Genomic DNA, 24,252 nt, shown 5'->3' on the forward strand with positions numbered 1-24,252 from the left:
TTTCGTCTCAGATGGAAACGATTGTCAACTTTCCCCCTGAAGTGAGCGACTGCCGAACCGATTTGATCCCAGCCCCTCACTCGCCGGTAATCTGAGGTATTCCGTCGTCGTAATGAAGAGAGCACCGTGGCCGCCGACAAGATCGACACCATCGTCAGCCTCAGCAAGCGCCGTGGCTTCGTCTACCCCTGCAGCGAGATCTACGGCGGCCAGCGAGCCGCCTGGGACTACGGACCGCTGGGCGTGGAGCTCAAGGAGAACATCAAGCGTCAGTGGTGGCGCTCGATGGTCACCTCACGGGAAGACGTGGTCGGTATCGACTCGTCGGTGATCCTGGCTTCCGAGGTCTGGCAGGCGTCCGGCCACGTCGCCACGTTCACCGACCCGCTCACCGAGTGCACCTCCTGCCACAAGCGGTTCCGCGCGGACCACCTGGAGGAGGCCTACGAGGCAAAGCACGGGCGCCTCCCCCAGAACGGTCTCGCCGACATCAACTGCCCGCACTGCGGCAACAAGGGCGGCTTCACCGAGCCCAAGCAGTTCTCGGGTCTCCTCGCCACGCACCTCGGCCCGACCCAGGACTCCGGCTCGGTGGCCTACCTCCGCCCGGAGACCGCCCAGGGCATCTTCACCAACTTTGCCGCCGTGCAGCAGACTTCGCGCAAGAAGCCGCCGTTCGGCATCGCCCAGATGGGCAAGTCCTTCCGGAACGAGATCACTCCGGGCAACTTCATCTTCCGCACCCGCGAGTTCGAGCAGATGGAGATGGAGTTCTTCGTCAAGCCGGGCGAGGACGAGAAGTGGCACGAGTACTGGATGGAGCAGCGCTGGAACTGGTACCGGGACCTCGGCCTCCAGGAGGCCAACATCCGCTGGTACGACCACCCCAAGGAGAAGCTCTCCCACTACTCCAAGCGCACGGCGGACATCGAGTACCGCTTCAGCTTCGGCGGCTCCGAGTGGGGTGAGCTGGAGGGTGTGGCCAACCGCACCGACTTCGACCTCTCCGCACACGCCGCGGCCTCCGGCCAGGACCTCTCCTACTTCGACCAGGAGGCGGGCGAGCGCTGGACGCCGTATGTCATCGAGCCCGCAGCCGGTGTGGGCCGGGCGATGCTCGCCTTCATGCTCGACGCGTACATCGAGGACGAGGCGCCGAACGCCAAGGGCAAGATGGAGAAGCGCACGGTGATGCGTCTCGACCCGCGGCTGGCGCCGGTCAAGGTCGCGGTGCTGCCGCTGTCCCGTAACGAGAAGCTGTCGCCGAAGGCCCGCGGTCTCGCGGAGGCGCTGCGCAAGCACTGGAACATCGAGTTCGACGACGCGGGCGCCATCGGCCGCCGCTACCGGCGCCAGGACGAGATCGGCACGCCGTTCTGTGTCACCGTCGACTTCGACACCCTCGACGACAACGCGGTGACCGTGCGTGAGCGCGACACCATGAAGCAGGAGCGGGTCTCGCTCGACCAGATCGAGTCCTACCTGGGCGGCCGCCTCATCGGCTGCTGATCCGCCGGAAACGCGGAGCGGGCGCCCACGGCTTTGGTGGGCGCCCGCTCTGGTCTGTGCTGGTCAGCCCGCTTGGGAGTGATCGTCCTGCTCGGGAGCGGCTTCGAACTCCGAGGTGTCCAGTTCACAGTCGAACGGCGCCGGGATGTGGACCTTCTCGCCGAACGGAACCGTCAGCCGTGAGGTGTAGCCCCGCGACGAAGGGCTCCAGAACACCGTCATCGCGTTCTCCTGCATGTCGAGCAGCAGATACACCGGCACGCCGCTCTTCCCGTATACGGGGGCCTTGTCATCCCAGTCCGTGTCGCGAGTCGATGCCGAGGTCAGCTCGGCCACGAGGGACAGCGCCTCACCGTCGATGTAGCGCTTGTCAGTCCGGAAGGCGCTCCGTGAGGCGACGTGGATATCGGGGCCGTAGCCCCTTTCCTGCTTCGGAAAGGCGAACAAGAAGGGGGCGTAGGAGACCCGGTGCCCCATGGGTGCGTGCGGCTTCAGCTGATCGACGATCGAATCCATGATGTCGTGGTAGTAGCCCTTCGACCATGGCGACATGACGATGTTTCCCCCGATGATTTCCGCCCGGAAGCCGTCGGGCACGTCCATGGTCAGCAGAGCCCGGCACAGCGCCTGGAAGCGGGCTGAGCCGTCGGGGACGTCTATCGTCGTCGGTCGTTCAAGCATCGCCGGTCGTTCAAGCATCACTGTCATGATGCGCCCTCCCCGCTCAGTGAACCAGTCGGGACACAGGGAAATGCCTGTCACTGACAGTGCCGTGGCCGTTCACCTCAGCCGCTCCCGGCCCGTCAGCGGGCCGGGGGCGTGGCTGCCTCGTTCGGCTTGGCGCCGCCGAAGCGGCGGTCGCGGGAGGCGTACTCAAGGCAGGCCCGCCACAGGTCACGGCGGTCGAAGTCCGGCCACAGCACATCCTGGAAGACCATCTCGGCGTAGGCGCTCTGCCATATCAGATAGTTCGAGGTGCGCTGCTCACCGGAGGGCCGTACGAACAGATCCACATCCGGCATGTCCGGGTAGTAGAGGTACTTGGCGAAGGTCTTCTCGTTGACCTTCGACGGGTCGAGCTTTCCGGCCCGGATGTCCTCGGCGATGGCCGCCGCCGCGTCCGCGATCTCCGCCCGGCCGCCGTAGTTGACGCAGAAGTACAGCGTCATGGCGTCGTTGTCCTTCGTCTGCTCCTGAGCTATCTGGAGCTCCTGGACGACCGACTTCCACAGCTTCGGCATCCGCCCCACCCAGCGGATCCGGACACCCATCGCGTCCATCTGGTCACGGCGGCGGCGGATGACATCGCGGTTGAAGTTCATCAGGAAGCGCACCTCCTCCGGCGAGCGCTTCCAGTTCTCGGTGGAGAAGGCGTACAGGGACAGGTTCTTGACGCCCAGCTCCAGGCAGCCCTTGAGGACGTCCATCACGACGGCCTCGCCCATCTTGTGGCCCTCGGTGCGCGGCAGCCCGCGCTCCTTGGCCCAGCGGCCGTTGCCGTCCATCACGACCGCCACATGCCTGGGCACCAGCTCGGCGGGGATCTCCGGCGGCCGCGCACCGGAGGAGTGCGGCTCGGGGGCCGCGTAGTCGTCGGACACGCGACGCTGCCGGGACAGCATTCCGCGACGTGCCATGTGGTTCTCAACTCCAGGGTCGGAAAGTCTCAGGGCGAGCGTAGCCGGTCACATTTTCTCTACGTAGCGCAGGGAACGCAGGCCGCGTTCCAGATGCCAGTGCAGATAGGCCGATACGAGGCCGCTGCCCTCCCGGGTGTGCCGGGGCTCGGCCGCGTCCGCCGTTTCCCAGTCGCCCGTCAGCAGCGCGGCCAGCAGCCGAAGCGCCTCGGGGGAGGGCACGACGCTGCCCGGCACCCGGCAGTCCACGCATATGACGCCGCCCCCGGCGACGGAGAAGAAGCGGTTCGGACCGGGCAGCCCGCACTGAGCGCAGTCGTCAAAGCTGGGCGCGTAGCCGCCGACGGCCAGTGAGCGGAGCAGATACGCGTCCAGGATGAGCCCCGGGGCGTGCTCCCCGGCGGCCAGCGTCCGCAAGCCCCCGACGAGCAGCAGATACTGCTGGACGTTCGGCTCGCCCTCATGGTCGGTGAACCGCTCCGCCGTCTCCAGCATCGCCGTACCGGCCGTATAGCGGGCGTAGTCAGCGACGATGCCACGGCCGTACGGGGCGATGGTCTCGGTCTGGGTACACAGCGGGAGGCCCCGGCCGACCAGCTCACCGCCGCGTGCGAAGAACTGCACATCGACATGTGAGAACGGCTCCAGCCGGCCCCCGAACTTGGACTTCGTCCGCCGCACCCCCCGTGCGACGGCCCGCACCCGGCCATGGCCACGGGTCAGCAGGGTGATGATCCGGTCCGCTTCACCCAGCTTCTGGGTGCGCAGCACTATGCCATCGTCGCGGAACAGACTCATACCCGTATTCTCGCCTACTCGCCTTCCTTCAGTACCCGGGTGATCAGGGCGCTCTCGGCCTCGGTGAGGTGGGGGTCGGCGCAGTAGACGGGGCGGTCGTCCACGATGATCTCGTAGCTGAAGCCGTCGGGGACGCCGATCGGACGGACATCGCGGCCCTCGGCGAGCGCCTTGTGGGCCAGGTCAACCAGCTCGGGGTCGGTGGTCTCAAGGGTGGCCCGGCGGGCGAGCCCGCCGAAGCCGCCGGTACGGATGACTGTGATGCGCATGGGGAATGCCTTCCCGGTTCGGCGGGATTTACCGGGTGGTGACACCCACCTGGCCCCATGAATCAACCACCGCGGGGATGGTTACCAGGTCTCGCATACTGATACACACCACCGGAGTACGGACGGCTCGGCTAAGCTGCACCACATCATGCGTTTCGGGCTGCTTCTCCTTAGCTGCCGCGGCGAGGGCCTGTAGTCGAGGCCGACCCCCTCCCCGCGGAGTTCGGTGCTGCCACCGTCGGCCCTTGAAGCCACCCCGCGACAGGAGCCCAGCCCCTTATGAACGTCTCTGACTCCATCGGCCGTCCCACGCCCATCACCGCCGCGAGCGTACGTCAGCGGCCGTCCGGGATGCCGGTTCACAAGTACGGCGGCTACGAGGCCGTCGACATCCCCGACCGCACCTGGCCGGACAACCGGATCACCGTCGCACCGCGCTGGCTGTCCACCGATCTGCGGGACGGCAACCAGGCGCTGATCGACCCGATGTCACCCGCCCGTAAGCGGGAGATGTTCGACCTGCTGGTGAAGATGGGCTACAAGGAGATCGAGGTCGGCTTCCCCTCGTCGGGCCAGACCGACTTTGACTTTGTGCGCTCCATCATCGAAGAGGACGCGATCCCCGAGGACGTCACCATCTCGGTGCTGACCCAGGCCCGCGAGGAACTGATCCAGCGCACCGTGGAGTCGCTGGTCGGCGCGCACCGGGCCACGGTGCATCTGTACAACGCCACCGCCCCGGTCTTCCGCCGGGTCGTTTTCCGTGGCACCCGGGACCAGGTCAAGCAGATCGCCGTGGACGGCACCCAGCTGGTCGTGGAGTACGCCGAGAAGCTGCTGGACGACCGGACGGCGTTCGGCTACCAGTACAGCCCGGAAATCTTCACCGACACCGAGCTGGACTTCGCGCTGGAGGTCTGTGAGGGCGTCATGGATGTCTGGCAGCCCGCGGAGGGCCGCGAGATCATCCTGAATCTGCCCGCCACGGTGGAGCGCTCCACGCCCTCTACGCACGCCGACCGCTTTGAGTGGATGTCGCGGAACCTGTCGCGCCGCGAGCACATCTGTCTGTCCGTGCACCCGCACAACGACCGGGGCACCGCCGTCGCCGCCGCCGAGCTGGCGATCATGGCCGGGGCGGACCGTATCGAAGGCTGTCTGTTCGGCCAGGGCGAGCGCACCGGCAATGTGGACCTGGTGACTCTGGGGATGAACCTGTTCTCCCAGGGCGTGGACCCGCAGATCGACTTCTCGCAGATCGACGACATCCGCCGCACCGCCGAGTACTGCAACCAGATGGAGATCCACCCCCGCCACCCCTATGCGGGCGATCTGGTCTACACGGCCTTCTCGGGCTCCCACCAGGACGCCATCAAGAAGGGCTTCGAGGCGATGGAGGCCACCGCCGCCGAGGCCGGGAAGACCGTGGACGAGATCGAGTGGGCGGTGCCGTATCTGCCCATCGACCCCAAGGATGTCGGCCGCTCCTACGAAGCGGTGATCCGGGTCAACTCCCAGTCCGGCAAGGGCGGTATCGCCTACGTCCTGAAGAACGAGCACAAGCTGGATCTGCCGCGGCGGATGCAGATCGAGTTCTCGAAGATCATTCAGGAGAAGACCGACACCGAGGGCGGCGAGGTCACCCCGGGCGCGATCTGGGACATCTTCCAGGACGAGTATCTGCCCACCCCCGACAAGAGCTGGGGCCGGATCGCCCTGCGCAACGCCCAGACCGAGACCACCAGCGACGGCCATGACGCGCTGACCGTCGAAGCCATGGTCGACGGCGAGCCCACGGTGCTGACCGGCACCGGCAATGGTCCGATCTCCGCGTTCTTCAACGCGCTGGCGGCCAACGGTATCGACGTCCGGCTGCTGGACTATGTCGAGCACACGATGAGCGAGGGCGCCAGCGCCCAGGCCGCCTCGTATATCGAATGCGCCATCGACGGAAAGGTGCTGTGGGGCGTGGGCATCGACCCCAACACCACGCGCGCCTCCATCAAGGCCGTGGTCTCCGCCGTCAACCGCGCGGCCCCCCTTTGCGGCTAAACCTCCCCCAGACTTCGTCTGGGAGGTGCCCCCAGTCGCTCTCGCGGAGCTGGTTGCTCGCCGTAGGGGTTGCTCAATTGATGGCTGGGGTTTTTGTGCCCTGTCCCGGAACCCGGGCCTGCTCTGACGGGTCCGGGTTTTGTCCGGTAGTCGATGCTGACGGCGCCTCATACCTGTGGTTAGCATCACGTCGATACGGCAGTGTGGCCGGGGTGTTATGGAGGTGCGGCGTGGGCAAGTTGCGCATTGCGGGCATTCGTACGGCGTGGAACACCGTCGATGACGGAGAGTTCTTCTGCCCGGCCTGCGGTGGGGACCGCAACTACGAGCGCCGTACCGGTCGCCGCTGGGTGGCCGTCCTCGGCCTCCCCGTACTGCCCCGCGGTGCCGCGGACCCCGTGCTCGAATGCGCCTCCTGCCATGGCCGCTTCGGTATGGACGCCCTCGACCACCCCACCACCACCCTGCTGGCCGCCATGCTCCGCGACGCGGTCCACAGCGTCGCCCTCTCCGTCCTCGCCGCCGGCGGCTCCGCCTCTCCTGCGACGCGGGCGGCCGCCGTCGACACCATCCGCGCGGCGGGCTTTCCGGAGTGTTCCGAGGAGCAGCTGCTCACCCTCCTCGCCGCCCTCAGCGTGGACAGCACCGTCCTTGAGGTCACCCTCGAAATCGAACTCCATGAGGCGCTGGCCCCGCTCGCCCCGCACCTCGCCCCGTCGGGCCGCGAGAGCCTGCTCCTGCAGGGGGCCCGTATCGCCCTGGCCGACGGTCCATATCAGCCAGCCGAACAAGCGGTGCTGGCCGCGCTGGGCAGCGCGCTCCAGCTGTGCGCCTCCGACACCGAACGGCTGCTGGCGGCAGCCAGCACCCCTTCGTGAGGCCTGAAGGCTCCTACAGGCATTTCAGCTCTTCCCCCGTGACCGCGCCGCCCTCGGCCTCGCTGCGGTCGTAACGGATCTCCCGTACCCCCTGGTAGTCCGTGCCCAGCACGGCGTGCAGCATCGGGGCTGACTCTCCGGTCTGCTGGAGCCGGGCGCCTGGCAGGGCCGCGGCGAGGGTCTGGGCGGCCCGCTCCTGGCCGGGAGCGTGCTTGATCACCGTACGACGGGCCGCCGGTAGCCCCGCCAGCGGGCGGCCGGTGGTGGCGAAGCCCAGCTCACGCAGGTCACGGTCGGCCTGGCCGCCGGTGCCGGTCCGCTGTGTCGCGTTGTGCACCTGCACCTGGATGGTGCTCGGGTCCAGTGCGACCGGCACCGGACGATCCCGGCGGTCGCCGGGGTCGGTGATGGGCTGGTCCTCGCGAAGCCTGGCGAACAGCGCGTCCGCTCCGGCGCGGTCCCAGAGCAGCGTGGACCCCCACCCCGGGACCCGGTAGTCGAAGTCGACGATGGGCACCATGGAGAACTCCATGTCCTGCGGCCGGACCCCGCTCAGCGACTGGCCGAGGCTCACCAGCTTGAGGGGGGTCAGCTCCTTGTCCACCTGGGCGGAGTCGCGTACGACGCGGGCCAGTTGACGCAGCCGCTGGTGATCCGACAGGGCACCGCTGTCCGCGAGCCCGGTCAGCAGCCGGGCGACGAAGTGCTGCTGGCGGCGCATCCGCCCCATATCCCCCGGGACGCCCGACCCCACTTTCCGGGACCGTACGTATTGCAGCCCCTGGAGCCCGTCCAGGGTGTGTGATCCAGCGGGGAGGTCCAGCCCGGAGTAGTGGTCCCGCAGGGGCCGCTCGGTGCAGACGGGCGCCCCACCGAAGCCGTCGACGGCCCGGATGAGGCCGGTGAAGTCAAGCTCCACGTAGTGGTGGATACGGACCCCGGTCGCCCGCTCCACGGTGTCCATGGCCAGAGCGGGCCCGCCGTGCGCGATCGCGGCGTTCACCTTGCCGGAGTGCTGGACCTCCGCCCCGTCCGGCCGCGACGGCTCACGGTGCGGGGCGAACGGCAGATAGGAGTCACGGGGGATGCTCACCACGCTGACCCGGTCGCGCCGGGCGGAGAGGTGCACCAGCATCATCACGTCCGCGCAGTCACAGCCCTCCGGGCCGACGTGCAGCCGCTGCTGCTCGGCCTTTGACAGGCCCTGACGGGTGTCGTTGCCGACCAGCAGGATGTTCAGGCCCTTGTCGTGCGTGGGCGGGCCGGGGCCGACGGCGGTCAGCAGGATCGCGCACAGCCCAGCGGTGAGGAGGGCTCGTAGGGACAAGAGGCACCTCCGACGCCGAACCTGCCCGTACGCTAAGCCGCCCCGGCGCACACACCGGGCAACCCCCTACCGCCCATCCGGGCGATTCCCTGGGCGCCCGCTCGTACGGCGGTTGAGCACGGAAAGACGGTCCGGAACGGAAAATGCCGCCTGCCCGGTGTGCGGCAGCGCCAGGCTCGGGTACTCGCAGGGCCGTCGCCGGCACCGTTCTGGCCGGGGCACGTTCAGCGGAAGGAGCATCCGATGGCGCAGCAGGTTCGCGAGATCATGACGAGTCCTCCGGTCACGGTGGAGTCGCAGGAGCGGGTCCACGAGGTCGCCAGGCGCATGCGCGAGGAGGACATCGGCGCGGTGCTGGTCACCGAAGGAAATGAGCTCCGTGGCCTGGTCACCGACCGTGACCTGGTGGTGCGGCTACTCGCCGAGGAAGGCGATCTCAGCGATAAGAGCGTGCAGGAGGCCTGCAGTGACGAGCTGGTCGCCGTCTCGCCCGATGACGGGATCGACCGAGCGGTGCAGCTGATGCGCGAGCGTGCCGTACGCCGCCTGCCCGTGGTGGAGGGTAGCCGTGCGGTGGGGATCGTTTCCCTCGGGGACCTGGCAGTCGAGCGGGACCCGGGGTCGGCACTCAGCGACATCAGCGCCGCCGAACCCAACGAGTAACGGGCAGACCCGGTCAGAAGCCCAGCCCGTCAGAAGCCCAGTTTGCGGAGTTGCTTGGGGTCGCGTTGCCAGTCCTTGGCGACCTTCACATGGAGGTCGAGGTAGACCGGGGTGCCCAGCAGTGCCTCGATGTGCTTGCGGGACTTGGTGCCGACCTCCTTCAGCCGCTGGCCCTTGGGACCGATGACGATGCCCTTCTGGCTGGGACGCTCGATGTAGACGTTCGCGTGCACATCGAGCAGCGGCTTGTCCGCCGGGCGGCCCTCGCGCGGGATCATCTCCTCGACCACCACCGCGATGGAGTGCGGGAGTTCATCCCGTACGCCCTCCAGCGCGGCCTCCCGGATCAGCTCGCCGACCATGACCTGCTCCGGCTCGTCCGTGAGATCGCCGTCCGGGTAAAGGGCCGGGCCCTCGGGGAGGAGCGGCACCAGCAGCTCAGCCAGCAGCTCGATCTGCTTCTCGCCGACGGCCGAGACCGGTACGATCTCGGCCCACTCGATGCCCAGCTCCTTGCCGAGCTGGTCGACGGCGATGAGCTGTTCGGCCAGGGTCTTGGAGTCGACCAGGTCGGTCTTGGTGATGATCGCGACCTTCGGGGTCTTCTTCAGGCCCGCCAGCTCGCCCGCGATAAAACGGTCGCCGGGGCCGAGCTTCTGGTCGGCCGGGATACAGAAGCCGATGACGTCGACCTCGGCCCAGGTGGTCCGTACGACGTCGTTGAGCCGCTCGCCGAGCAGCGTGCGCGGCTTGTGCAGACCGGGGGTGTCAACGAGCACCAGCTGGGCCTCGGGCCGGTGCACGATGCCGCGCACGGTGTGCCGGGTGGTCTGCGGCCGGGTGGAGGTGATCGCGACCTTCGTGCCCACGAGTGCGTTGGTCAGGGTCGACTTGCCCGCATTCGGGCGGCCGACGAAGCATGCGAAGCCAGCGCGGTGCGCGGGCTGGGGGGAAGGATCGCTCATGCGGCCATTCTCCCTGATGTCCCGGCCCTGGCTGACCGCCGCTTGGCGACGAGCCCGGCGAGCGCCAGCGCGCCCGCCGCCAGGAGCGCCAGGGCAGGGATGAGGATCCACCAGTTGGTGCCGTCGCCGCTGGCCCAGCCCTTGATCAGTACGGACCACAGGACCACCCCGGCAAGGGTGACCGAGTATCCGGTGAGCGTACGGAGGCGCTGGGCCAGCGGGCGGTTGTCGTAGGAGCGGGCGAGCTGGTGGAGGCCCTCGGGCAGCAGGAAGAGACCGATGGCCAGGGAGGGGGCGTTGAGGCCGTCTCCGATGGCCCAGTCGACAGCCATGGTGGCCAGCTGGAAGGCGCCGACGACAGCCAGGATCCAGCCGAGCCGCCGCTCATTGAGAAAATCGGCCACCGGGGTCAGCCCGCGCTGACCGTGGCGCGGAGCGAGCCGTCGGCGGCGGCGAGGAGAACGGGGGTGGCTGGGCCGCCGAGGTCATGAACGGCGGCGAGATCGGCGGCGGCGAGATCGTCCGCGTCCGAGACGACCGCCGCGGCCTCCAGGGACTTGGCTCCGGAGGCCACCGCCATGGCGACGGCGGTCTGCAGCGCGCTCAGCTTGAGCGAGGCCAGCGCCACGGTGCCCGCGACATAGGTGCGGCCGGTCTCGTCGCGTACGGCCGCGCCCTCGGGCACGGCGTTACGGGCACGGGCGCTGCGCGCGAGCGTGATGATCTTGCGGTCTTCGGGGTCCATGGGCTGAGCGTCACTCATACGAGCGAGCATACGGGTCGCTCTTCAGCTTGGTGACGCCCGGGAAGCTCGCGGTGGGCCGGGGGGTGCGGCGGGCGGTGACATCGCGGAGCTTGTGCACCGCCCGCCGCGCCATCGGCGTCACGCTGTCCGCACCATCCGCGCTGTCGTCGCCGGAGTCTTCGCGGCCCGCGTGGGCGAGATGTACGGCGCTCGCCCCGACCCTGGCGTACACCACATCGGCGATCACGGTGAGCTGTTCGTCGCCGGAGCCCTCGCGGGCGAAGCGCACCGCCACGCTCTCATCGCCGAGCCGGGGCATGGCGAGCTTCCTGGCTTCGTAGGTAACGGGCTCAGCGTCCTCGCCCGGGCCTTCGGTGATCTGGAACTTCGCGCACTCCCCCGCCGCCTTCCGAAAGGCCGCCAGAGCGCTGCGGGCCGTTCGGTCGTTGGTGTAGGCACCCGCCCCGGTGGTGATGAACGGCCCGGTACGGCTGCGGGCGAAACGGGCTTCCGCGCTGGTGCCGGCGCTGTCCGTGGCGCTCTGGAACAGTGCGCGGCAAGAGCCTTCGGCGGGCTGTGGGACGCCGATTCCGCGTTTCCTGGCCGCCCGCTCGCTGTCCGTGGCCCAGCCGCTCGGAAGGTCGTTGAGGTCGAGCAGCCCCAGCCGCAGCCGTTCCTCATCGAGCCCGGTGGGCTTGCCCCGTGGCTCGCGGGGTTCGGTCACCGAGCCCGTCCTGGTCGCTTCCGGAGAACCCTGGACGCCTGCACAGCCCGTGGCCAGCAGGCCGAGCGCGAAACTGGCCGCGAGGCCGGTCGCAGTGAGGCCGGCCGCAGCGAAGGCGGAGCGTATGTACGGGCCCATGGTCTCTATGGGGCCATCGCAACCGGGCGACGGCCACCGCCGTACGGCCAGCCGGGTGACGGGCCGGGCAGCCAGGGCTGCCTAGACCGCCTCGGACTAGACCGCCTCGAATTCTGCTCGCACCGGTTCGACGAGGATCCTGTCGATGTGGTTACGGCGGCCCGCCGTGGACTCGGCGGTGAGCCGCAGCCCCGTCAGGGTGGGGTCGGCGCGGTCCGTGGAGACGTCGACCACGGCAGTGGCGCCCGCGATGGGGACCTTGCCCAACAGCTTGGCCAGCAGCCCGCCGACGGTCTCGACATCCGCGTCGTCGAAGTCGTCGAGGCCGTAGAGATCGCCGAGGTCGCCGATATCGAGCCGGGCGGTGACCCGGTAGCTGCCCTTGCCCAGCTCCTCGACGGGCGGCAGCTCACGGTCGTACTCATCGGTGATCTCGCCGACGATCTCTTCCAGAATGTCCTCGATGGTGACGATTCCGGCGGTGCCGCCGTACTCGTCGACAACGACCGCGACATGGTTGCGGTCGCGCTGCATCTCGCGCAGCAGATCACCCGCGTTCTTGGTGTCGGGGACGAAGACCGCGGGCCGTATCGCCGTGGAGACCAGCTCGGACTCGGCATCCCGGCTGATGTGCACCTTCCGGGCCAGATCCTTCAGGTACACAATGCCGACGACATCGTCCTCGTTGTCCCCGGTCACCGGGATCCGGGAGTAGCCGGAGCGCAGGGCGAGGGTGAGCGCCTGGCGGATGGTCTTGTACCGCTCGATGGCGACCAGGTCGGTGCGCGGCACCATCACCTCACGCACCAGCGTGTCACCCAGCTCGAAGACGGAGTGCACCATACGGCGCTCCTCGTCCTCGATCAGCTGCTCCGACTGGGCCAGGTCGACCATCGCGCGCAGCTCGGCCTCGGAGGCGAAGGGGCCCTTGCGGAAGCCCTTACCGGGCGTCATCGCGTTACCGAGGAGGATCAGCAGCTGGGGGACGGGGCCCATCACGCGGGCCAGCGGGACGAGCACATAGGCGCTCGCGGTGGCGGTGTTGAGCGGGTGCTGCCGGCCGATGGTGCGCGGTGAGACTCCGACGGCGACAAAGGACACCAGCACCATCACGGTGATGGCGACGGTCAGTGCCTGCCAGGTCTCCTCGAAGTACCGGATGGAGGCGAAGGTGACGAGCACCCCGGCCGCCATCTCGCTGGCGACGCGCAGCAGCAGCGCCAGGTTGAGGTAGCGGGTGGGGTCGGCGGCGACCACGGCGAGCTTGGCGCTGCCGCGCCGCCCGTTGCGTACCGCTTCCTCGGCGCTGAAGCTGGTCGTACGGGCCAGCCCGGTCTCCGCGCAGGCGGCCAGCCAGGCGATCACCGTCAGCAGGACGGCGGCGGCGAGAAGCTGGGCGGTCATGTCGTGGTGGGAGCCGGGGAGGGGCCCGTCAGGCCGCGCTCCGCCCGCCAGCCGTCGACGATGGCCTTCTGCAGACCGAACATCTCGGCCTTCTCGGAGGGCTCCTCATGGTCGTAGCCGAGCAGATGCAGCACGCCATGGACGGTCAGGAGGTGGAGCTCCTCGTCCATGGAGTGCTGCGTCGGTGCCTGCTCGCCCTGCCGCTTGGCGACCTCCGGACAGAGCACGATGTCGCCGAGAAGTCCCTGGGGGGCCTCCTCTTCCTCCTTGGCGGGCGGGCGCAGCTCGTCCATCGGGAAGGACATCACATCGGTCGGTCCCGGCAGGTCCATCCACTGCAGATGAAGCTGCTCCATGGCGCCGGCGTCGACGACGATGACCGAGAGCTCGGAGAGCGGGTGGATACGCATCCGGCCCAGGGCGTAGCGGGCGATGTCGAGGATCGCCTGCTCATCGATTTCCTCGCCGGATTCGTTGTTGACGTCGATCGACATGGTGCTGGCGGGTTACTTTCCGTTGCGGTCGTCGTAGCGGTCGTACGCGTCGACGATACGGCCGACCAGCTTGTGCCGGACGACATCCTGGCTGCTGAGCCGCGAGAAGTGGACGTCGTTCAGGCCCTCAAGGATCTCCTGGACCTGGCGCAGTCCGCTCTTGGTCCCGCCCGGCAGGTCAACCTGGGTGATATCACCGGTGACCACGATCTTGGAGTCGAAACCAAGCCGGGTGAGGAACATCTTCATCTGCTCGGGGTTGGTGTTCTGTGCCTCGTCGAGAATGATGAAGGCGTCATTGAGCGTCCGGCCGCGCATATACGCCAGCGGCGCGACCTCGATCGTCCCGGCGGCCATCAGCCGGGGGATGGAGTCGGGGTCGAGCATGTCGTGCAGCGCGTCGTAGAGCGGCCGCAGATAGGGGTCGATCTTCTCGTAGAGCGTGCCCGGCAGAAAGCCGAGCCGCTCGCCCGCCTCCACCGCCGGCCGGGTCAGAATGATCCGGTTGACCTGCTTGGACTGCAGGGCCTGCACCGCCTTGGCCATGGCGAGGTAGGTCTTGCCGGTGCCCGCCGGGCCGATCGCGAAGACGACCGTGTGCTGGTCGATGGCGTCGACATACCGCTTCTGGTTGAGCGTCTTGGGGCGGATGGTGCGGCCGCGGTTGGAGAGGATGTTCTGGGTGAGCACCTCGGCGGGTGTCTCATCGACGCGGCCCGTACCGTCTTCCGCGCTGCGGAGCATCGCGATGGACCGCTCCACCGCGTCCTCCGTCATCGGCTGGCCGGTCCGGAGCACCAGCATCATCTCGTCGAACAACCGCTGGATAAGGGCGACTTCCCCGGCATCACCGGTCGCGCTGATCTCATTTCCCCGGACATGGATGTCCGTAGCGGGGAACGCTTTCTCGATCACACGCAGCAGGGAGTCACCGGACCCGAGCACCGTCACCATGGGGTGCTTGCTGGGGACGGCGAAGTGGGCACTTGCCTGTTCTGTGGATGTCTGCGTCATGGGCTGGCTCTGTGGCCTGCACATCCCTCTCTGTCGCTGCTATGTGCCTGCGCTATCAGGGTACGACGCGACTATGACAAGCCCGAGCCCTTTCGCACCGACCCCTACGGAGGGTTACGGGAGTTGACGGAAACCGATGGTCGGTACGGCCCGCCGCAGCGGCCAGGGCCGCTCGCTGTCGGAGAGCAGCACCCGCAGGAAGCCGTAGCGGCACAGCTCCGCGGGGTCCTGGGCGGGGCAGGCGTGCACCCGGTGGCACCAGGCGGCGATCTCCGACCAGCCGGGAGCCGACAGCGAACCGCCGAACTCCTGCACCGACAGCGCCGCGGCCAGCCCGGCGAAGGCCAGCCGGTCCGCCAGCGGCCACTGGGCGAGGGAACCCATCAGAAAGCCCGCCGTGAAGACATCCCCGGCGCCGGTGGTGTCCAGGGCCTCAACGGGGATGGCCGGCACCTCGGCGGTCTGCCCGGTACGGCCGTCGGCGGCGTACGCGCCGTCCGGGCCCATGGTGACCACGGCGAGCGGCACATGCTCGGTCAGCGCCCGGGCGGCGGCGCGCGGGCAGTCGGTGCCGGTGTACCGCATGGCCTCCCCGGCGTTGGGGAGGAACGCCTCGCAGTGCCGCAGATCGGTGAGCTCGGCCAGCTCCCAGCGCCCGGTGTCGTCCCAGCCCACATCCGCGAAGATCCGGCTGCCCTGGGCGGCGGCGGTGGCGATCCACTCCTGCGGCTCCCCGGGAACCAGCGAGGCGACAGCGGCCCGGGCCGGGGGCACCCCCCAGTGCGGCAGCCCGGGCATGGGCTGCTCCGGCGGCGGGGCCTCATGGCCGTGCGAAATCATCGTCCGCTCGCCCTCGTACGCCATGGAGACGGTCACCGGCGAGTGCCAGCCGGGCACCGTACGCGACAGCCGCAGATCAACGCCCTCGCCATGGGCGAGCGAGTCCCAGCAGTACGAGCCATACACATCGTCACCGAAGGCGGCCGCGAGGCAGGTCCGCAGGCCCAGCCGGGCCAGGGCGGTGGCCATATTGGCGACCCCGCCGGGGCTGGACCCCATGCCCCGGGCCCAGGACTCGGTGCCGCGCACCGGTGCGGAATCCAGGCCCGTGAAGATGATGTCCAGGAAGACGGTCCCGGTCAGATACACATCACAGGCCGGATCCTGGGGGGTGCGCACAGCGGCGAGCGGGTCGAGCATGCCTTCAGTCTGCCGGAAGCCCAGTACGGTCCGTATCATGCGACTCTCAATTCTCGGCGGGGGCGGCTTCCGGGTGCCGCTGGTGTACGGAGCGTTGACGCGGAATCCCGGTCCGGTGACCGAGGTGACGCTGTACGACACCGACGCGGTACGGCTCGGGGTCATCGGCTCCGTACTGGAACGGATGGGCGGGCCCGGCGGCTCTCCAGCGGTCCCCCGGGTGCGTATCGCCGACAGCCTCGATGACGCGCTGCGCGGTGCGGATTTCGTCTTCTCCGCGATCCGGGTGGGCGGCACGGCCGGGCGGACCCGGGATGAGCGGATCCCGCTGGCCGAGGGGGTGCTGGGCCAGGAGACGGTGGGCGCGGGCGGCGTGCTCTACGGGCTGCGGACGATCCCGGTGGCGCTGGAGATCGCCGAGCGGGTGCGGGCGGTGGCCCCGCGGGCCTGGGTCATCAACTTCACCAATCCGGCGGGCATGGTGACCGAGGCGATGTCGGCGGTGCTGGGTGAGCGGGTGATCGGCATCTGCGACTCCCCGGTGGGCCTGGTGCGCCGTGCGGCCCGCGCGGCGGGCGCCGACCCGGATGCCGTCGGCTACGACTACACCGGGCTCAACCATCTGGGCTGGCTGCGCTCCCTGACGCTCGACGGCCGCGATCTGCTGCCCGGGCTGCTGGCCGACCCGGGGGCGCTGGCCTCCTTTGAGGAGGGCAGGCTCTTCGGTGCTCAGTGGCTGCAGGCGCTGGGGTCACTGCCCAACGAGTATCTGCACTACTACTACTTCCGCCGGGAAACGCTGCATACGGTCCGGGCGGCCGCCGAGACCCGGGGTGAGTTCCTGATGCGGCAGCAGGACGCGTTCTTCCAGGAGGCCGCTAAGGATCCATCGGCGGCGTATGAGCTGTGGGAGCGCACCCGGCTGGAGCGCGAGGAAACGTATATGGCCGACAGCCGGGCGGCCACCGGCGGCTGGTCCCGGGACAGCTGTGATCTGGACGGCGGTGGCTATGAGCAGGTGGCGCTCGCCCTCATGCGGGCGATCTCCCGCGACGAGCGGACGAGGCTGATCCTCAATGTGCCGAACGAGGGCACGGTCCCGCAGCTGCCGGATGACGCCATCATCGAAACGGTCTGCGAGGTCGGCGCCGAGGGCGCCCGGCCGCTGCCCTGCGCCCCGCTGGGGGAGGCGGAGCTGGGTCTGATGCTCCAGCTCAAAGCCGTGGAGCGGGCGACGGTCGAGGCCGCTGCCACCGGCTCATGGCAGGCGGCGCTGCGCGCCCTGGCGCTGCATCCGCTGGTCGACTCCCCGGCGGTGGCGGACCGGATTCTGGAGCGGGCGGCCTGGGCGGGGACGCCCGCTGACGAGCTGGCGGCGGCACAGCGGCGGCACTGGCAGGAGACCTACCGCGCCCACCCGGAGATGTACGGCACCGAGCCCTCCGGGCCCGCCACCTACGCTGCGGACGTCTTTCAGGCGGCGGGTGCGCGCGAGGTGCTGGAGCTGGGCGCCGGGCACGGCCGCGACGCGCTGTATCTCGCCCGGCGCGGATTCTCCGTACAGGCCGCGGACTTCAGCGCGGACGGCCTGGCACAGCTGCGGGAGCGTGCCGAGCGGTCGGGCGTCGGGGAGCGGGTGACCACCCTGGTCCACGATGTACGGACCCCGCTGCCGCTGGACGACCACAGCGTGGACGCCGTCTTCGCGCACATGCTGCTCTGCATGGCGCTGTCCACGGCGGAGATCCACGCCGCGGTGGCCGAGATCGGCCGTGTGCTGCGCCCCGGCGGCACCTTCGTCTATACGGTCCGCCACACCGGCGATGCCCACTACGGCTCGGGCACCGCGCATGGCGATGACATCTATGAGCACGGTGGTTTCGCCGTGCACTTCTTCGACCGCGCCCTCGTCGACTCCCTGGCACGGGGCTGGCGGCTCGATGAGGTGCACGCCTTCGAGGAGGGTGAACTGCCCCGGCGGCTGTGGCGCGTTACCCAGACGCTGCCCGCTTGGGCACCGGGACCCGCAGCAGGTCCCGGGCGACGGTGAGCTCACCCTCGAAGCCCGCCGCGCGGGCCTGCGCCGCGAAGACCTCAGCGGCCTCGGGTGCGCTGTACCGCTGGGAGAAGTGGGTGAGGACGAGGTGGCGGACCCCGGATACGGCGGCGATCCGGCCCGCTTGTCCCGCGGTCAGGTGGCCGTACTCCTTGGCGAGGCCGGCATCCTCGTCCAGGAAGGTGGCCTCGATGACGAGCATGTCGCAGCCGTCCGCCAGTTCATAGGCTCCATCGCACAGACGGGTGTCCATGACGAAGGCGAAGCGCTGGCCGGGGCGGTGCTCACTCACCTCGGTGAGCGGAACGCCGCGCAGCTCGCCCGCCCGCTGGAGGCGGCCGATGTCCGGCCCCGTGATGCCATGGGCGGCGAGCCGGTCGGGCAACATCCGGCGGCCGTCGGGCTCAACGAGCCGGTAGCCATAGGACTCCACCGGATGGGAGAGCTTACGGGCGGTCAGGGTGAAGGCGGGTGTGGTGGCCAGGGCTCCGGAGGAACGGACCGGCTCCTCGTGGAGCTGCACCGTCTCGCGGTACGCGGTGGCGTAGCGCAGCCGGTCGAAGAAGCGCTGGCCGCTGGCCGGGAAGTGGGCGGTGACCAGGTGTGGCACCCGGTCGAGGTTTATGCGCTGGATGACCCCGGCCAGGCCCAGTGAGTGGTCGCCGTGGAAGTGGGTGACGCACAGCCGGGTGAGATCGTGCGCGGCCACCCCGGCGCGCACCATCTGACGCTGCGTACCCTCGCCGGGGTCGAAGAGGATGCCCTCGCTGTCCCAGCGCAGGAAATAGCCGTTGTGGTTGCGGTGCCGGGTCGGGACCTGACTGGCGGTGCCGAGAACGACCAGTTCGCGAACTGACAAGGAATTATCCGGGAGGCCATTCCAGGCCACGTCCGGCGAGGACGTGGGCGTGTGCGTGGAAGACGGTCTGGCCCGCGCCAGAACCGGTGTTGAACACGACGCGGTACGACTCCGCCTTGTCCTGCGCGGCGACCTCGCCCGCCTCCCGGAGCACATCCGCGGTGATCCCCGGCTCGGCGATGGCCAGGGTGGCGGCGTTGGCGTAGTGCACCCTGGGGATCACCAGAACATGGGTGGGTGCCTGTGGGTTGATGTCCCGGAAGGCGACGGTCGTCTCCGTCTCCCGGATGATGGTCGCCGGGACCTCGCCCGCGACGATCTTGCAGAACAGGCAGTCGGCCTGCGGTTCTCCAGCCATGGAGCGGATGCTACCGGTCATGCTCCTACTTCTGCTGCGGTGACGGCTCGCAGGGGCACTCGGTGCGGGATCGGCGGTGACGGTCACCGTCTCGGTCACCGTTTCCCTGCCCGTGGGGGCGGGTGGTTCGGGCGGCGTCGGCGGTGCGGGTGGCGTGCTGGTGGGGCGCGCGCCGCAGTTACCCAGGGCGTTCGCCTGGAAAACGGTCTCACCGGCGACCTTGGCGGTCAGATCGCCACGTACGCAGCGGCCGCCGGTCTCCTCCGTCACCTGCCCGTTGATGGTGATCTTCTTACGGTCCTCGGTCTCACCCAGGCAGTCCACCGTGGCGACGCCGCGCACGCTGGGAGAGGCATCCCCGGTGGCCCGCTCGCCCACGGTCGAGGTGCAGTTCAGCCACTTGACCTTGACGCCCTCACGCTCCAGCGCCCGGGTCCCGGCCTGGTCGGTGGCGACGGCCACCGCGAAGGCGCTCAGGCCACTGTCGGCCGCCGGTTCGCACGCCGCGACCCCGACGACCAGCACTCCGGCCGCGCCCATGGCGCCGATGAGGCGTAACGCCCTCATACCGCCAGCGTCCCACCGCCCCCCACCTGGCGGAACACCGATATTCAGCCACCCTCGCCCACCGACCGGGCCGTGACGCGGCTCAACTCCAGCGGCCGGTACGGCCCAGCAGCAAGGCCACCGCGGCCGTGCCCGCGGTGGAGGTGCGCAGCACGCTCGGGCCCAGCCGGTACGGCTTCGCGCCCGCCTCCGCGAAGGCGGCCAGCTCCTCCGGGGAGACACCGCCCTCCGGCCCGATGACCAGAACGATCTCACCGTCCGTGGGAAGCTCGGCGGTGGCCAGCGGCTCGCTCCCCTCCTCATGCAGCACGGCCGCGAAGTCGGCGCCGGAGAGCAGCGGCGTCAACTGCCGGGTGGTGGCGGGCTCTTCGACGATCGGGAAGCGCAGCCGACGGGACTGCTTGCCCGCCTCCCGTGCGGTGGCACGCCACTTGGCCAGCGACTTCTGCCCACGCTCACCCTTCCACTGGGTGACGCAACGGGAGGCCGTCCACGGCACGACGGCATCCACACCGGTCTCGGTCATGGTCTCCACGGCCAGCTCGCCCCGGTCCCCCTTGGGCAGCGCCTGGACCACGGTGATGCGCGGCTGCGGCTCGGCCTCGGTACGGACCTCGGTGACCGCGACCTCCAGCCGGTCCTTGCCCTCGGCCGCCAGCACGGTGCCGTACGCCCCGGTGCCCGCACCGTCCGTGAGCACGATCTCCTCACCGGCCCGCAGCCGCCGTACCGAGACAGCGTGCCGCCCCTCTGGTCCATCGAGCAGCACCGTGCCGACGGCCAGCCGGTCCGTCTCGGCAAGGAAGACCGGCGCCGTCATCCCGCTCCCCGGTTGGTCAGCCCGCCACGGGCCATCTCCAGCTCGGCGGCCAGCAGCTCGACCAGCTGCCCGGCCGGCAGCGAGCGGGCCATCCGGTGGCCCTGCCCCGCCCACAGCGCCATGCCCTGCGGATCCCCGGCCCTGGCGGCCGCCTTGCGCAGCCCCGCCGTGAGGTGGTGCACCTGCGGATAGGCGGCGGGCGCGTACGGCCCGTGCTCCCGCATGAAACGGTTCACCAGCCCGCGCGCGGGCCGCCCGGAGAACGCCCGGGTCAGCTCGGTGCGGGTGAACAGCGGATTGGTCATGGCCTCCTTGTGCAGGGTGTGCGCCCCGGACTCCGGGCAGACCAGAAAGGCGGTGCCGAGCTGGGCGGCGGTGGCGCCCGCAGCGAGCGTGGCGGCGATCTGGCCGCCACGCATCAGCCCGCCCGCAGCGATGATCGGGAGCTGGACGGCCTCGCTGATCTGCGTAATCAGCGAGAGCAGCCCGACCCCGGCGCCGAACCCGTCGGACTGCGCAGTGTCCCGGTGCGTGCCCTGGTGGCCACCTGCCTCAATGCCCTGCACACAGATGGCGTCGGCGCCGGACCACTGGGCGGTCTGTGCCTCGGCGACCGAGGTGACGGTGACCACCGTCACCGTGCCGACCTTGGTGAAGTTCTCCAGGACCCGGCGGGACGGGCAGCCGAAGGTGAAGGAGACCACCGGCACCGGGTCGTCGTAGAGAATCGCGAGCTTGCCCTCGTAGGCGTCGTCCGTGCCCTGGTCGGGGTCGCCGAGCTCGGTCTCGTACCAGGCGGCCTCGCCCGAGAGCTGTTCCCGGTAGACCTCGACCGCGGCCGAGGTGTCGCTGCCGGGGCCGGTGGACGGCTGCGGCATAAAGACGTTCACCCCGAAGGGGCGATCGGTCAGCCGTCGCAGCTGTTTCATCTCCTCGTACATCGCCTCCGGGGTTTTGTACCCAGCGGCGAGAAAGCCGAGGCCTCCGGCCCCGTTCACGGCGGCGACCAGCTCCGGGCAGGAAGCGCCACCGGCCATGGGGGCCTGCACGATGGGGTGCTCGGACAGAGCGGAGAGCGTCGTCAGGGCGGAGGACATGGCTACATCCTGGCACGGTGCGGTATGACCGCTACGGGTGGGCCGGAGCCGTCCGCTCCGCGCGGGGATTCTCCCCGTCCCGCCCCTTCCCGGCTCTACCGATATGCGGCTCCGCCGCGTGGCGGGGCGCCGCCCGGCTGCGGGGGTGCCGTGGGTGGGTTTCCCCAATTCCCGCCCCTTCCCGGAACCGGGGCTTCGCCCCGGACCCCGGGGTTGGCCCGGTGCGGGCCGGTGGCCGGTGTTGTGCCCACCCTCCCCCATAGCCTTAAGGGCATGGGGGGACCCCCATCGCCCCTCGGGCGGCCCGAGTGCCCACAACACCTGGGGGTCTGGGGGCGGCAGCCCCCGGTTTCGGGAAGGGGCGGGGTTGGGGAAAACCCCCTCCGCCCGCATCCTCCGTCAGCGGCCGTTGAAGGCGTCCTTCAGGCGGGAGAACAAGCCCTGCTGGCCCGGCTGAAACTGGCCCAATGGCCGCTCCTCGCCCCGCAGCTTCGCAAGCCTCCGCAGCAGTTCCTCCTGCTCCGGCTCCAGCTTGCTGGGCGTCTGCACCTCGACATGAACGATCAAGTCACCCCGGCCGCCACCACGCAGATGAGTGACGCCGCGCCCGTGCAAGGGGATTGACTGGCCGGACTGAGTACCGGGCCGGATGTCGACCTCCTCCACACCGTCCAGCGTCTCCAGCGGGCACTTCGTGCCCAGCGCAGCCGCCGTCATGGGGATGGTGACCGTACAGTGCAGATCGTCGCCACGGCGCTGGAAGACCGAGTGCGGGTTCTCATGGATCTCGACATAGAGGTCACCAGCCGGGCCACCGCCGGGCCCGACCTCACCCTCACCGGCCAGCTGGATCCGCGTTCCGTTGTCCACACCGGCCGGGATCTTCACCGTCAAGGTGCGCCGCGAGCGGATCCGCCCGTCACCCGCGCACTCGGGGCACGGGGTCGGCACGACCGTGCCGAAGCCCTGGCACTGCGGACACGGCCGCGAGGTCATGACCTGGCCCAGGAAGGACCGGGTGACCTGCGAGACCTCACCGCGCCCACGGCACATGTCGCACGTCTGTGCCGAGGTGCCGGGCGCCGCGCCCTCACCGCTGCAGGAGGTGCACACCGTCGCGGTGTCGACCTGGATCTCCTTGGTCGTACCGAAGGCCGCCTCGTCCAGATCGATATCGAGCCGGATCATGGCGTCCTGGCCCCGCCGGGTGCGCGAACGCGGCCCGCGCTGTGCGGCGGTGCCGAAGAAAGCGTCCATGATGTCGGAGAAGTTGCCGAAGCCGCCCGCTCCGAAGCCAGCGCCGGCCGCGCCGCCCGCCGGGTCCCCGCCCAGGTCGTAGACCTGCTTCTTCTGCGGGTCGGAAAGCACCTCGTAAGCGGTGTTGATCTCCTTGAACCGCTCCTGGGTCTTCGGATCCGGGTTCACATCCGGGTGCAGCTCACGGGCCAGCCGACGGAATGCCTTCTTGATCTCGTCCTGCGAGGCATCGCGCTGTACGCCGAGGACCGCGTAGTAGTCCGTCGCCACTTACGACTCCGCGAGAATCTGTCCGACGTAACGTGCCACTGCGCGTACCGCTCCCATCGTTCCGGGGTAGTCCATGCGGGTCGGTCCGACCACGCCGAGTTTGGCGACTGCCTCGTCGCCGGAACCGTAACCGACCGAGACCACCGAGGTGGAATTCAGACCCTCGTGAGCATTCTCATGCCCGATACGTACGGTCATGCCCGAGTCCTTGGCCTCCCCGAGCAGTTTGAGCAGGACGACCTGCTCCTCCAGCGCCTCCAGCACAGGCCGGATGGTCAGCGGGAAGTCATGACCGAAACGAGTGAGATTGGCGGTGCCGCCGATCATCAGCCGCTCCTCGGTCTCCTCAACCAGGGTCTCCAGCAGGGTCGCCAGCACCGCCGAGACCGTCCCCCGGTCCTCCAGGTCGAAGGAGTCCGGAAGGTCCTGCACCAGCTGCGGCACCTCGGTGAAGCGCTGGCCCACGGTGCAGCTGTTGAGCCTGGCCCGCAGATCCGCCACGGTGGTCTCACCGATGGGCGCCGGGCAGTCGACCATACGCTGCTCGACCCGTCCGGTATCCGTGATCAGCACCAGCATCAGCCGCGCGGGCGCCAGTGACAGCAGCTCCACATGCCGCACCGTCGAGCGGGTCAGCGAGGGGTACTGCACCACGGCGACCTGCCGGGTGAGCTGCGCCAGCAGCCGCACCGTGCGTCCCACGACATCGTCGAGGTCGACGGCTCCGTCGAGGAAGTTCTGAATGGCCCGGCGCTCCGGAGAGGACAGTGGCTTGACACCCGCCAGCTTGTCCACGAAGAGCCGGTAGCCCTTGTCGGTGGGGATACGGCCGGCACTCGTATGCGGCTGAGCGATGAACCCCTCGTCCTCCAGGGCGGCCATGTCATTGCGCACGGTCGCCGGGGAGACCTGGAGATTGTGCCGCTCGGTCAGGGCCTTGGAGCCGACCGGCTCCTCGGTGCCCACATAGTCCTGGACGATGGCGCGCAACACCTCGAGTCTGCGTTCACTGAGCATTCCGCGCACCTCCGTCCGGCCGTGGTCTGACGATCATCCACTTTGGCACTCCTCTGATCCGAGTGCCAGCTCCCTGAGCCAGTGTACGGCCGGGTGCCGCAGCCAGGGCAAGGGCGGCCGGACCGACGGTACCG

Annotated in this window: 24 protein-coding genes and 1 pseudogene; 6 read left to right on the forward strand and 19 right to left on the reverse strand. The window is 69.4% G+C overall.

Annotated elements, in window-relative coordinates:
* The first annotated feature begins 126 nt into the window (after positions 1-126).
* Positions 127-1,509, forward strand: a complete 1,383-nt coding sequence (locus test1122_RS06195) for a glycine--tRNA ligase (protein WP_232268150.1) — start codon at positions 127-129, stop codon at positions 1,507-1,509.
* Between the two features lie 63 nt (positions 1,510-1,572).
* On the opposite strand, the gene test1122_RS06200 is transcribed toward test1122_RS06195, so the two are convergent.
* From test1122_RS06200 to test1122_RS06215, 4 genes are all read right to left on the reverse strand, one after another.
* On the reverse strand, positions 1,573-2,217 hold the full coding sequence (locus tag test1122_RS06200) for a Uma2 family endonuclease (protein ID WP_232268151.1): 645 nt from the start codon (positions 2,215-2,217) through the stop codon (positions 1,573-1,575).
* A gap of 95 nt (positions 2,218-2,312) precedes the next feature.
* Positions 2,313-3,146, reverse strand: coding sequence for an isoprenyl transferase (locus tag test1122_RS06205; RefSeq protein ID WP_232268152.1), 834 nt, complete (start codon positions 3,144-3,146; stop codon positions 2,313-2,315).
* 48 nt (positions 3,147-3,194) lie between these two features.
* Positions 3,195-3,944 carry a DNA repair protein RecO gene (recO, locus tag test1122_RS06210; RefSeq protein ID WP_232268153.1) on the reverse strand — a complete coding sequence of 250 codons (750 nt, stop codon included), beginning with the start codon at positions 3,942-3,944 and terminating at the stop codon, positions 3,195-3,197.
* 14 nt (positions 3,945-3,958) lie between these two features.
* Positions 3,959-4,213: a protealysin inhibitor emfourin gene (locus test1122_RS06215; RefSeq protein ID WP_232268154.1), complete on the reverse strand. Its 255-nt coding sequence runs from the start codon at positions 4,211-4,213 to the stop codon at positions 3,959-3,961.
* Between the two features lie 279 nt (positions 4,214-4,492).
* On the opposite strand from test1122_RS06215, the gene leuA reads away from it, so the two are divergent.
* Positions 4,493-6,265, forward strand: coding sequence for a 2-isopropylmalate synthase (gene leuA, locus test1122_RS06220; protein ID WP_232268155.1), 1,773 nt, complete (start codon positions 4,493-4,495; stop codon positions 6,263-6,265).
* A gap of 230 nt (positions 6,266-6,495) precedes the next feature.
* Positions 6,496-7,143: a TerB family tellurite resistance protein gene (locus tag test1122_RS06225; protein ID WP_232268156.1), complete on the forward strand. Its 648-nt coding sequence runs from the start codon at positions 6,496-6,498 to the stop codon at positions 7,141-7,143.
* 13 nt (positions 7,144-7,156) lie between these two features.
* Here the strand turns inward: test1122_RS06225 and test1122_RS06230 are convergent, their stop codons facing one another.
* Positions 7,157-8,470, reverse strand: a complete 1,314-nt coding sequence (locus test1122_RS06230; RefSeq protein ID WP_232268157.1) for an LCP family protein — start codon at positions 8,468-8,470, stop codon at positions 7,157-7,159.
* Positions 8,471-8,713: 243 nt separating this feature from the next.
* Here test1122_RS06230 and test1122_RS06235 point away from each other — a divergent pair, with 243 nt between their 5' ends.
* On the forward strand, positions 8,714-9,133 hold the full coding sequence (locus tag test1122_RS06235) for a CBS domain-containing protein (protein WP_232268158.1): 420 nt from the start codon (positions 8,714-8,716) through the stop codon (positions 9,131-9,133).
* A gap of 29 nt (positions 9,134-9,162) precedes the next feature.
* On the opposite strand, the gene era is transcribed toward test1122_RS06235, so the two are convergent.
* The 8 genes from era to test1122_RS06275 all read right to left on the reverse strand — a co-directional run bounded on the left by era (position 9,163) and on the right by test1122_RS06275 (position 15,856).
* Entirely contained in the window at positions 9,163-10,098 is a 936-nt protein-coding gene (gene era / locus test1122_RS06240; protein ID WP_232268159.1) for a GTPase Era, read from the reverse strand.
* On the reverse strand, positions 10,095-10,502 hold the full coding sequence (locus test1122_RS06245) for a hypothetical protein (RefSeq protein ID WP_232268160.1): 408 nt from the start codon (positions 10,500-10,502) through the stop codon (positions 10,095-10,097). Before test1122_RS06245 ends, era begins: the two co-directional genes overlap by 4 nt.
* A 5-nt stretch (positions 10,503-10,507) precedes the next feature.
* Positions 10,508-10,873: a cytidine deaminase gene (locus test1122_RS06250; protein WP_422396934.1), complete on the reverse strand. Its 366-nt coding sequence runs from the start codon at positions 10,871-10,873 to the stop codon at positions 10,508-10,510.
* Positions 10,854-11,705 (reverse strand): hypothetical protein, encoded by an 852-nt coding sequence (locus tag test1122_RS06255; RefSeq protein ID WP_232268162.1) that lies wholly within the window; start codon positions 11,703-11,705, stop codon positions 10,854-10,856. Before test1122_RS06255 ends, test1122_RS06250 begins: the two co-directional genes overlap by 20 nt.
* A gap of 96 nt (positions 11,706-11,801) precedes the next feature.
* On the reverse strand, positions 11,802-13,109 hold the full coding sequence (locus tag test1122_RS06260) for a hemolysin family protein (RefSeq protein WP_232268163.1): 1,308 nt from the start codon (positions 13,107-13,109) through the stop codon (positions 11,802-11,804).
* Positions 13,106-13,603 carry an rRNA maturation RNase YbeY gene (ybeY, locus tag test1122_RS06265; RefSeq protein ID WP_232268164.1) on the reverse strand — a complete coding sequence of 166 codons (498 nt, stop codon included), beginning with the start codon at positions 13,601-13,603 and terminating at the stop codon, positions 13,106-13,108. The genes test1122_RS06260 and ybeY overlap by 4 nt, the downstream gene beginning before the upstream one ends.
* A gap of 12 nt (positions 13,604-13,615) precedes the next feature.
* On the reverse strand, positions 13,616-14,617 hold the full coding sequence (locus test1122_RS06270; RefSeq protein ID WP_232268165.1) for a PhoH family protein: 1,002 nt from the start codon (positions 14,615-14,617) through the stop codon (positions 13,616-13,618).
* A gap of 114 nt (positions 14,618-14,731) precedes the next feature.
* Positions 14,732-15,856, reverse strand: coding sequence for a carbohydrate kinase family protein (locus test1122_RS06275; protein ID WP_232268166.1), 1,125 nt, complete (start codon positions 15,854-15,856; stop codon positions 14,732-14,734).
* Between test1122_RS06275 and test1122_RS06280 the strand changes: the two are divergent.
* Positions 15,855-17,162: pseudogene (locus tag test1122_RS06280) on the forward strand (6-phospho-beta-glucosidase); the annotation flags it as partial. The gene test1122_RS06275 and the pseudogene test1122_RS06280 sit on opposite strands and share 2 nt — an antisense overlap.
* 78 nt (positions 17,163-17,240) lie before the next feature.
* Positions 17,241-17,867: a class I SAM-dependent methyltransferase gene (locus test1122_RS06285; RefSeq protein WP_232271786.1), complete on the forward strand. Its 627-nt coding sequence runs from the start codon at positions 17,241-17,243 to the stop codon at positions 17,865-17,867.
* Here the strand turns inward: test1122_RS06285 and test1122_RS06290 are convergent.
* From test1122_RS06290 to hrcA, 6 genes are all read right to left on the reverse strand, one after another.
* On the reverse strand, positions 17,809-18,732 hold the full coding sequence (locus test1122_RS06290) for a ribonuclease Z (RefSeq protein ID WP_232268167.1): 924 nt from the start codon (positions 18,730-18,732) through the stop codon (positions 17,809-17,811). The genes test1122_RS06285 and test1122_RS06290 overlap by 59 nt on opposite strands.
* A gap of 4 nt (positions 18,733-18,736) precedes the next feature.
* On the reverse strand, positions 18,737-19,090 hold the full coding sequence (locus test1122_RS06295; RefSeq protein WP_232271787.1) for a histidine triad nucleotide-binding protein: 354 nt from the start codon (positions 19,088-19,090) through the stop codon (positions 18,737-18,739).
* 649 nt (positions 19,091-19,739) lie between these two features.
* On the reverse strand, positions 19,740-20,477 hold the full coding sequence (locus test1122_RS06300; protein WP_232268168.1) for a 16S rRNA (uracil(1498)-N(3))-methyltransferase: 738 nt from the start codon (positions 20,475-20,477) through the stop codon (positions 19,740-19,742).
* Complete coding sequence (locus tag test1122_RS06305) at positions 20,474-21,574, reverse strand: nitronate monooxygenase (protein ID WP_232268169.1); 1,101 nt, start codon at positions 21,572-21,574, stop codon at positions 20,474-20,476. Before test1122_RS06305 ends, test1122_RS06300 begins: the two co-directional genes overlap by 4 nt.
* 399 nt (positions 21,575-21,973) lie before the next feature.
* The gene (gene dnaJ, locus test1122_RS06310) at positions 21,974-23,101 is read right to left on the reverse strand and encodes a molecular chaperone DnaJ (RefSeq protein ID WP_232268170.1); all 1,128 of its coding nucleotides are present in this window, start codon (positions 23,099-23,101) and stop codon (positions 21,974-21,976) included.
* Positions 23,102-24,118: a heat-inducible transcriptional repressor HrcA gene (hrcA, locus tag test1122_RS06315; protein ID WP_232268171.1), complete on the reverse strand. Its 1,017-nt coding sequence runs from the start codon at positions 24,116-24,118 to the stop codon at positions 23,102-23,104. It lies immediately after the preceding gene.
* Between the last annotated feature and the right edge of the window lie 134 nt (positions 24,119-24,252).

Source organism: Streptomyces gobiensis, from assembly GCF_021216675.1.
Taxonomy (GTDB): Bacteria; Actinomycetota; Actinomycetes; order Streptomycetales; family Streptomycetaceae; genus Streptomyces; species Streptomyces gobiensis.

Coding starts and splice junctions, on each gene's coding strand:
- test1122_RS06200 (WP_232268151.1), bottom strand. CDS start 2,217: ATGACAGTGATGCTTGAACGACCGGCGATGCTTGAACGACCGACGACG.
- test1122_RS06205 (WP_232268152.1), bottom strand. CDS start 3,146: ATGGCACGTCGCGGAATGCTGTCCCGGCAGCGTCGCGTGTCCGACGAC.
- recO (WP_232268153.1), bottom strand. CDS start 3,944: ATGAGTCTGTTCCGCGACGATGGCATAGTGCTGCGCACCCAGAAGCTG.
- test1122_RS06215 (WP_232268154.1), bottom strand. CDS start 4,213: ATGCGCATCACAGTCATCCGTACCGGCGGCTTCGGCGGGCTCGCCCGC.
- leuA (WP_232268155.1), top strand. CDS start 4,493: ATGAACGTCTCTGACTCCATCGGCCGTCCCACGCCCATCACCGCCGCG.
- test1122_RS06235 (WP_232268158.1), top strand. CDS start 8,714: ATGGCGCAGCAGGTTCGCGAGATCATGACGAGTCCTCCGGTCACGGTG.
- era (WP_232268159.1), bottom strand. CDS start 10,098: ATGAGCGATCCTTCCCCCCAGCCCGCGCACCGCGCTGGCTTCGCATGC.
- test1122_RS06250 (WP_422396934.1), bottom strand. CDS start 10,873: ATGCTCGCTCGTATGAGTGACGCTCAGCCCATGGACCCCGAAGACCGC.
- test1122_RS06255 (WP_232268162.1), bottom strand. CDS start 11,705: ATGGGCCCGTACATACGCTCCGCCTTCGCTGCGGCCGGCCTCACTGCG.
- test1122_RS06260 (WP_232268163.1), bottom strand. CDS start 13,109: ATGACCGCCCAGCTTCTCGCCGCCGCCGTCCTGCTGACGGTGATCGCC.
- ybeY (WP_232268164.1), bottom strand. CDS start 13,603: ATGTCGATCGACGTCAACAACGAATCCGGCGAGGAAATCGATGAGCAG.
- test1122_RS06270 (WP_232268165.1), bottom strand. CDS start 14,617: ATGACGCAGACATCCACAGAACAGGCAAGTGCCCACTTCGCCGTCCCC.
- test1122_RS06275 (WP_232268166.1), bottom strand. CDS start 15,856: ATGATACGGACCGTACTGGGCTTCCGGCAGACTGAAGGCATGCTCGAC.
- test1122_RS06285 (WP_232271786.1), top strand. CDS start 17,241: ATGTACGGCACCGAGCCCTCCGGGCCCGCCACCTACGCTGCGGACGTC.
- test1122_RS06295 (WP_232271787.1), bottom strand. CDS start 19,090: ATGGCTGGAGAACCGCAGGCCGACTGCCTGTTCTGCAAGATCGTCGCG.
- test1122_RS06300 (WP_232268168.1), bottom strand. CDS start 20,477: ATGACGGCGCCGGTCTTCCTTGCCGAGACGGACCGGCTGGCCGTCGGC.
- test1122_RS06305 (WP_232268169.1), bottom strand. CDS start 21,574: ATGTCCTCCGCCCTGACGACGCTCTCCGCTCTGTCCGAGCACCCCATC.
- hrcA (WP_232268171.1), bottom strand. CDS start 24,118: ATGCTCAGTGAACGCAGACTCGAGGTGTTGCGCGCCATCGTCCAGGAC.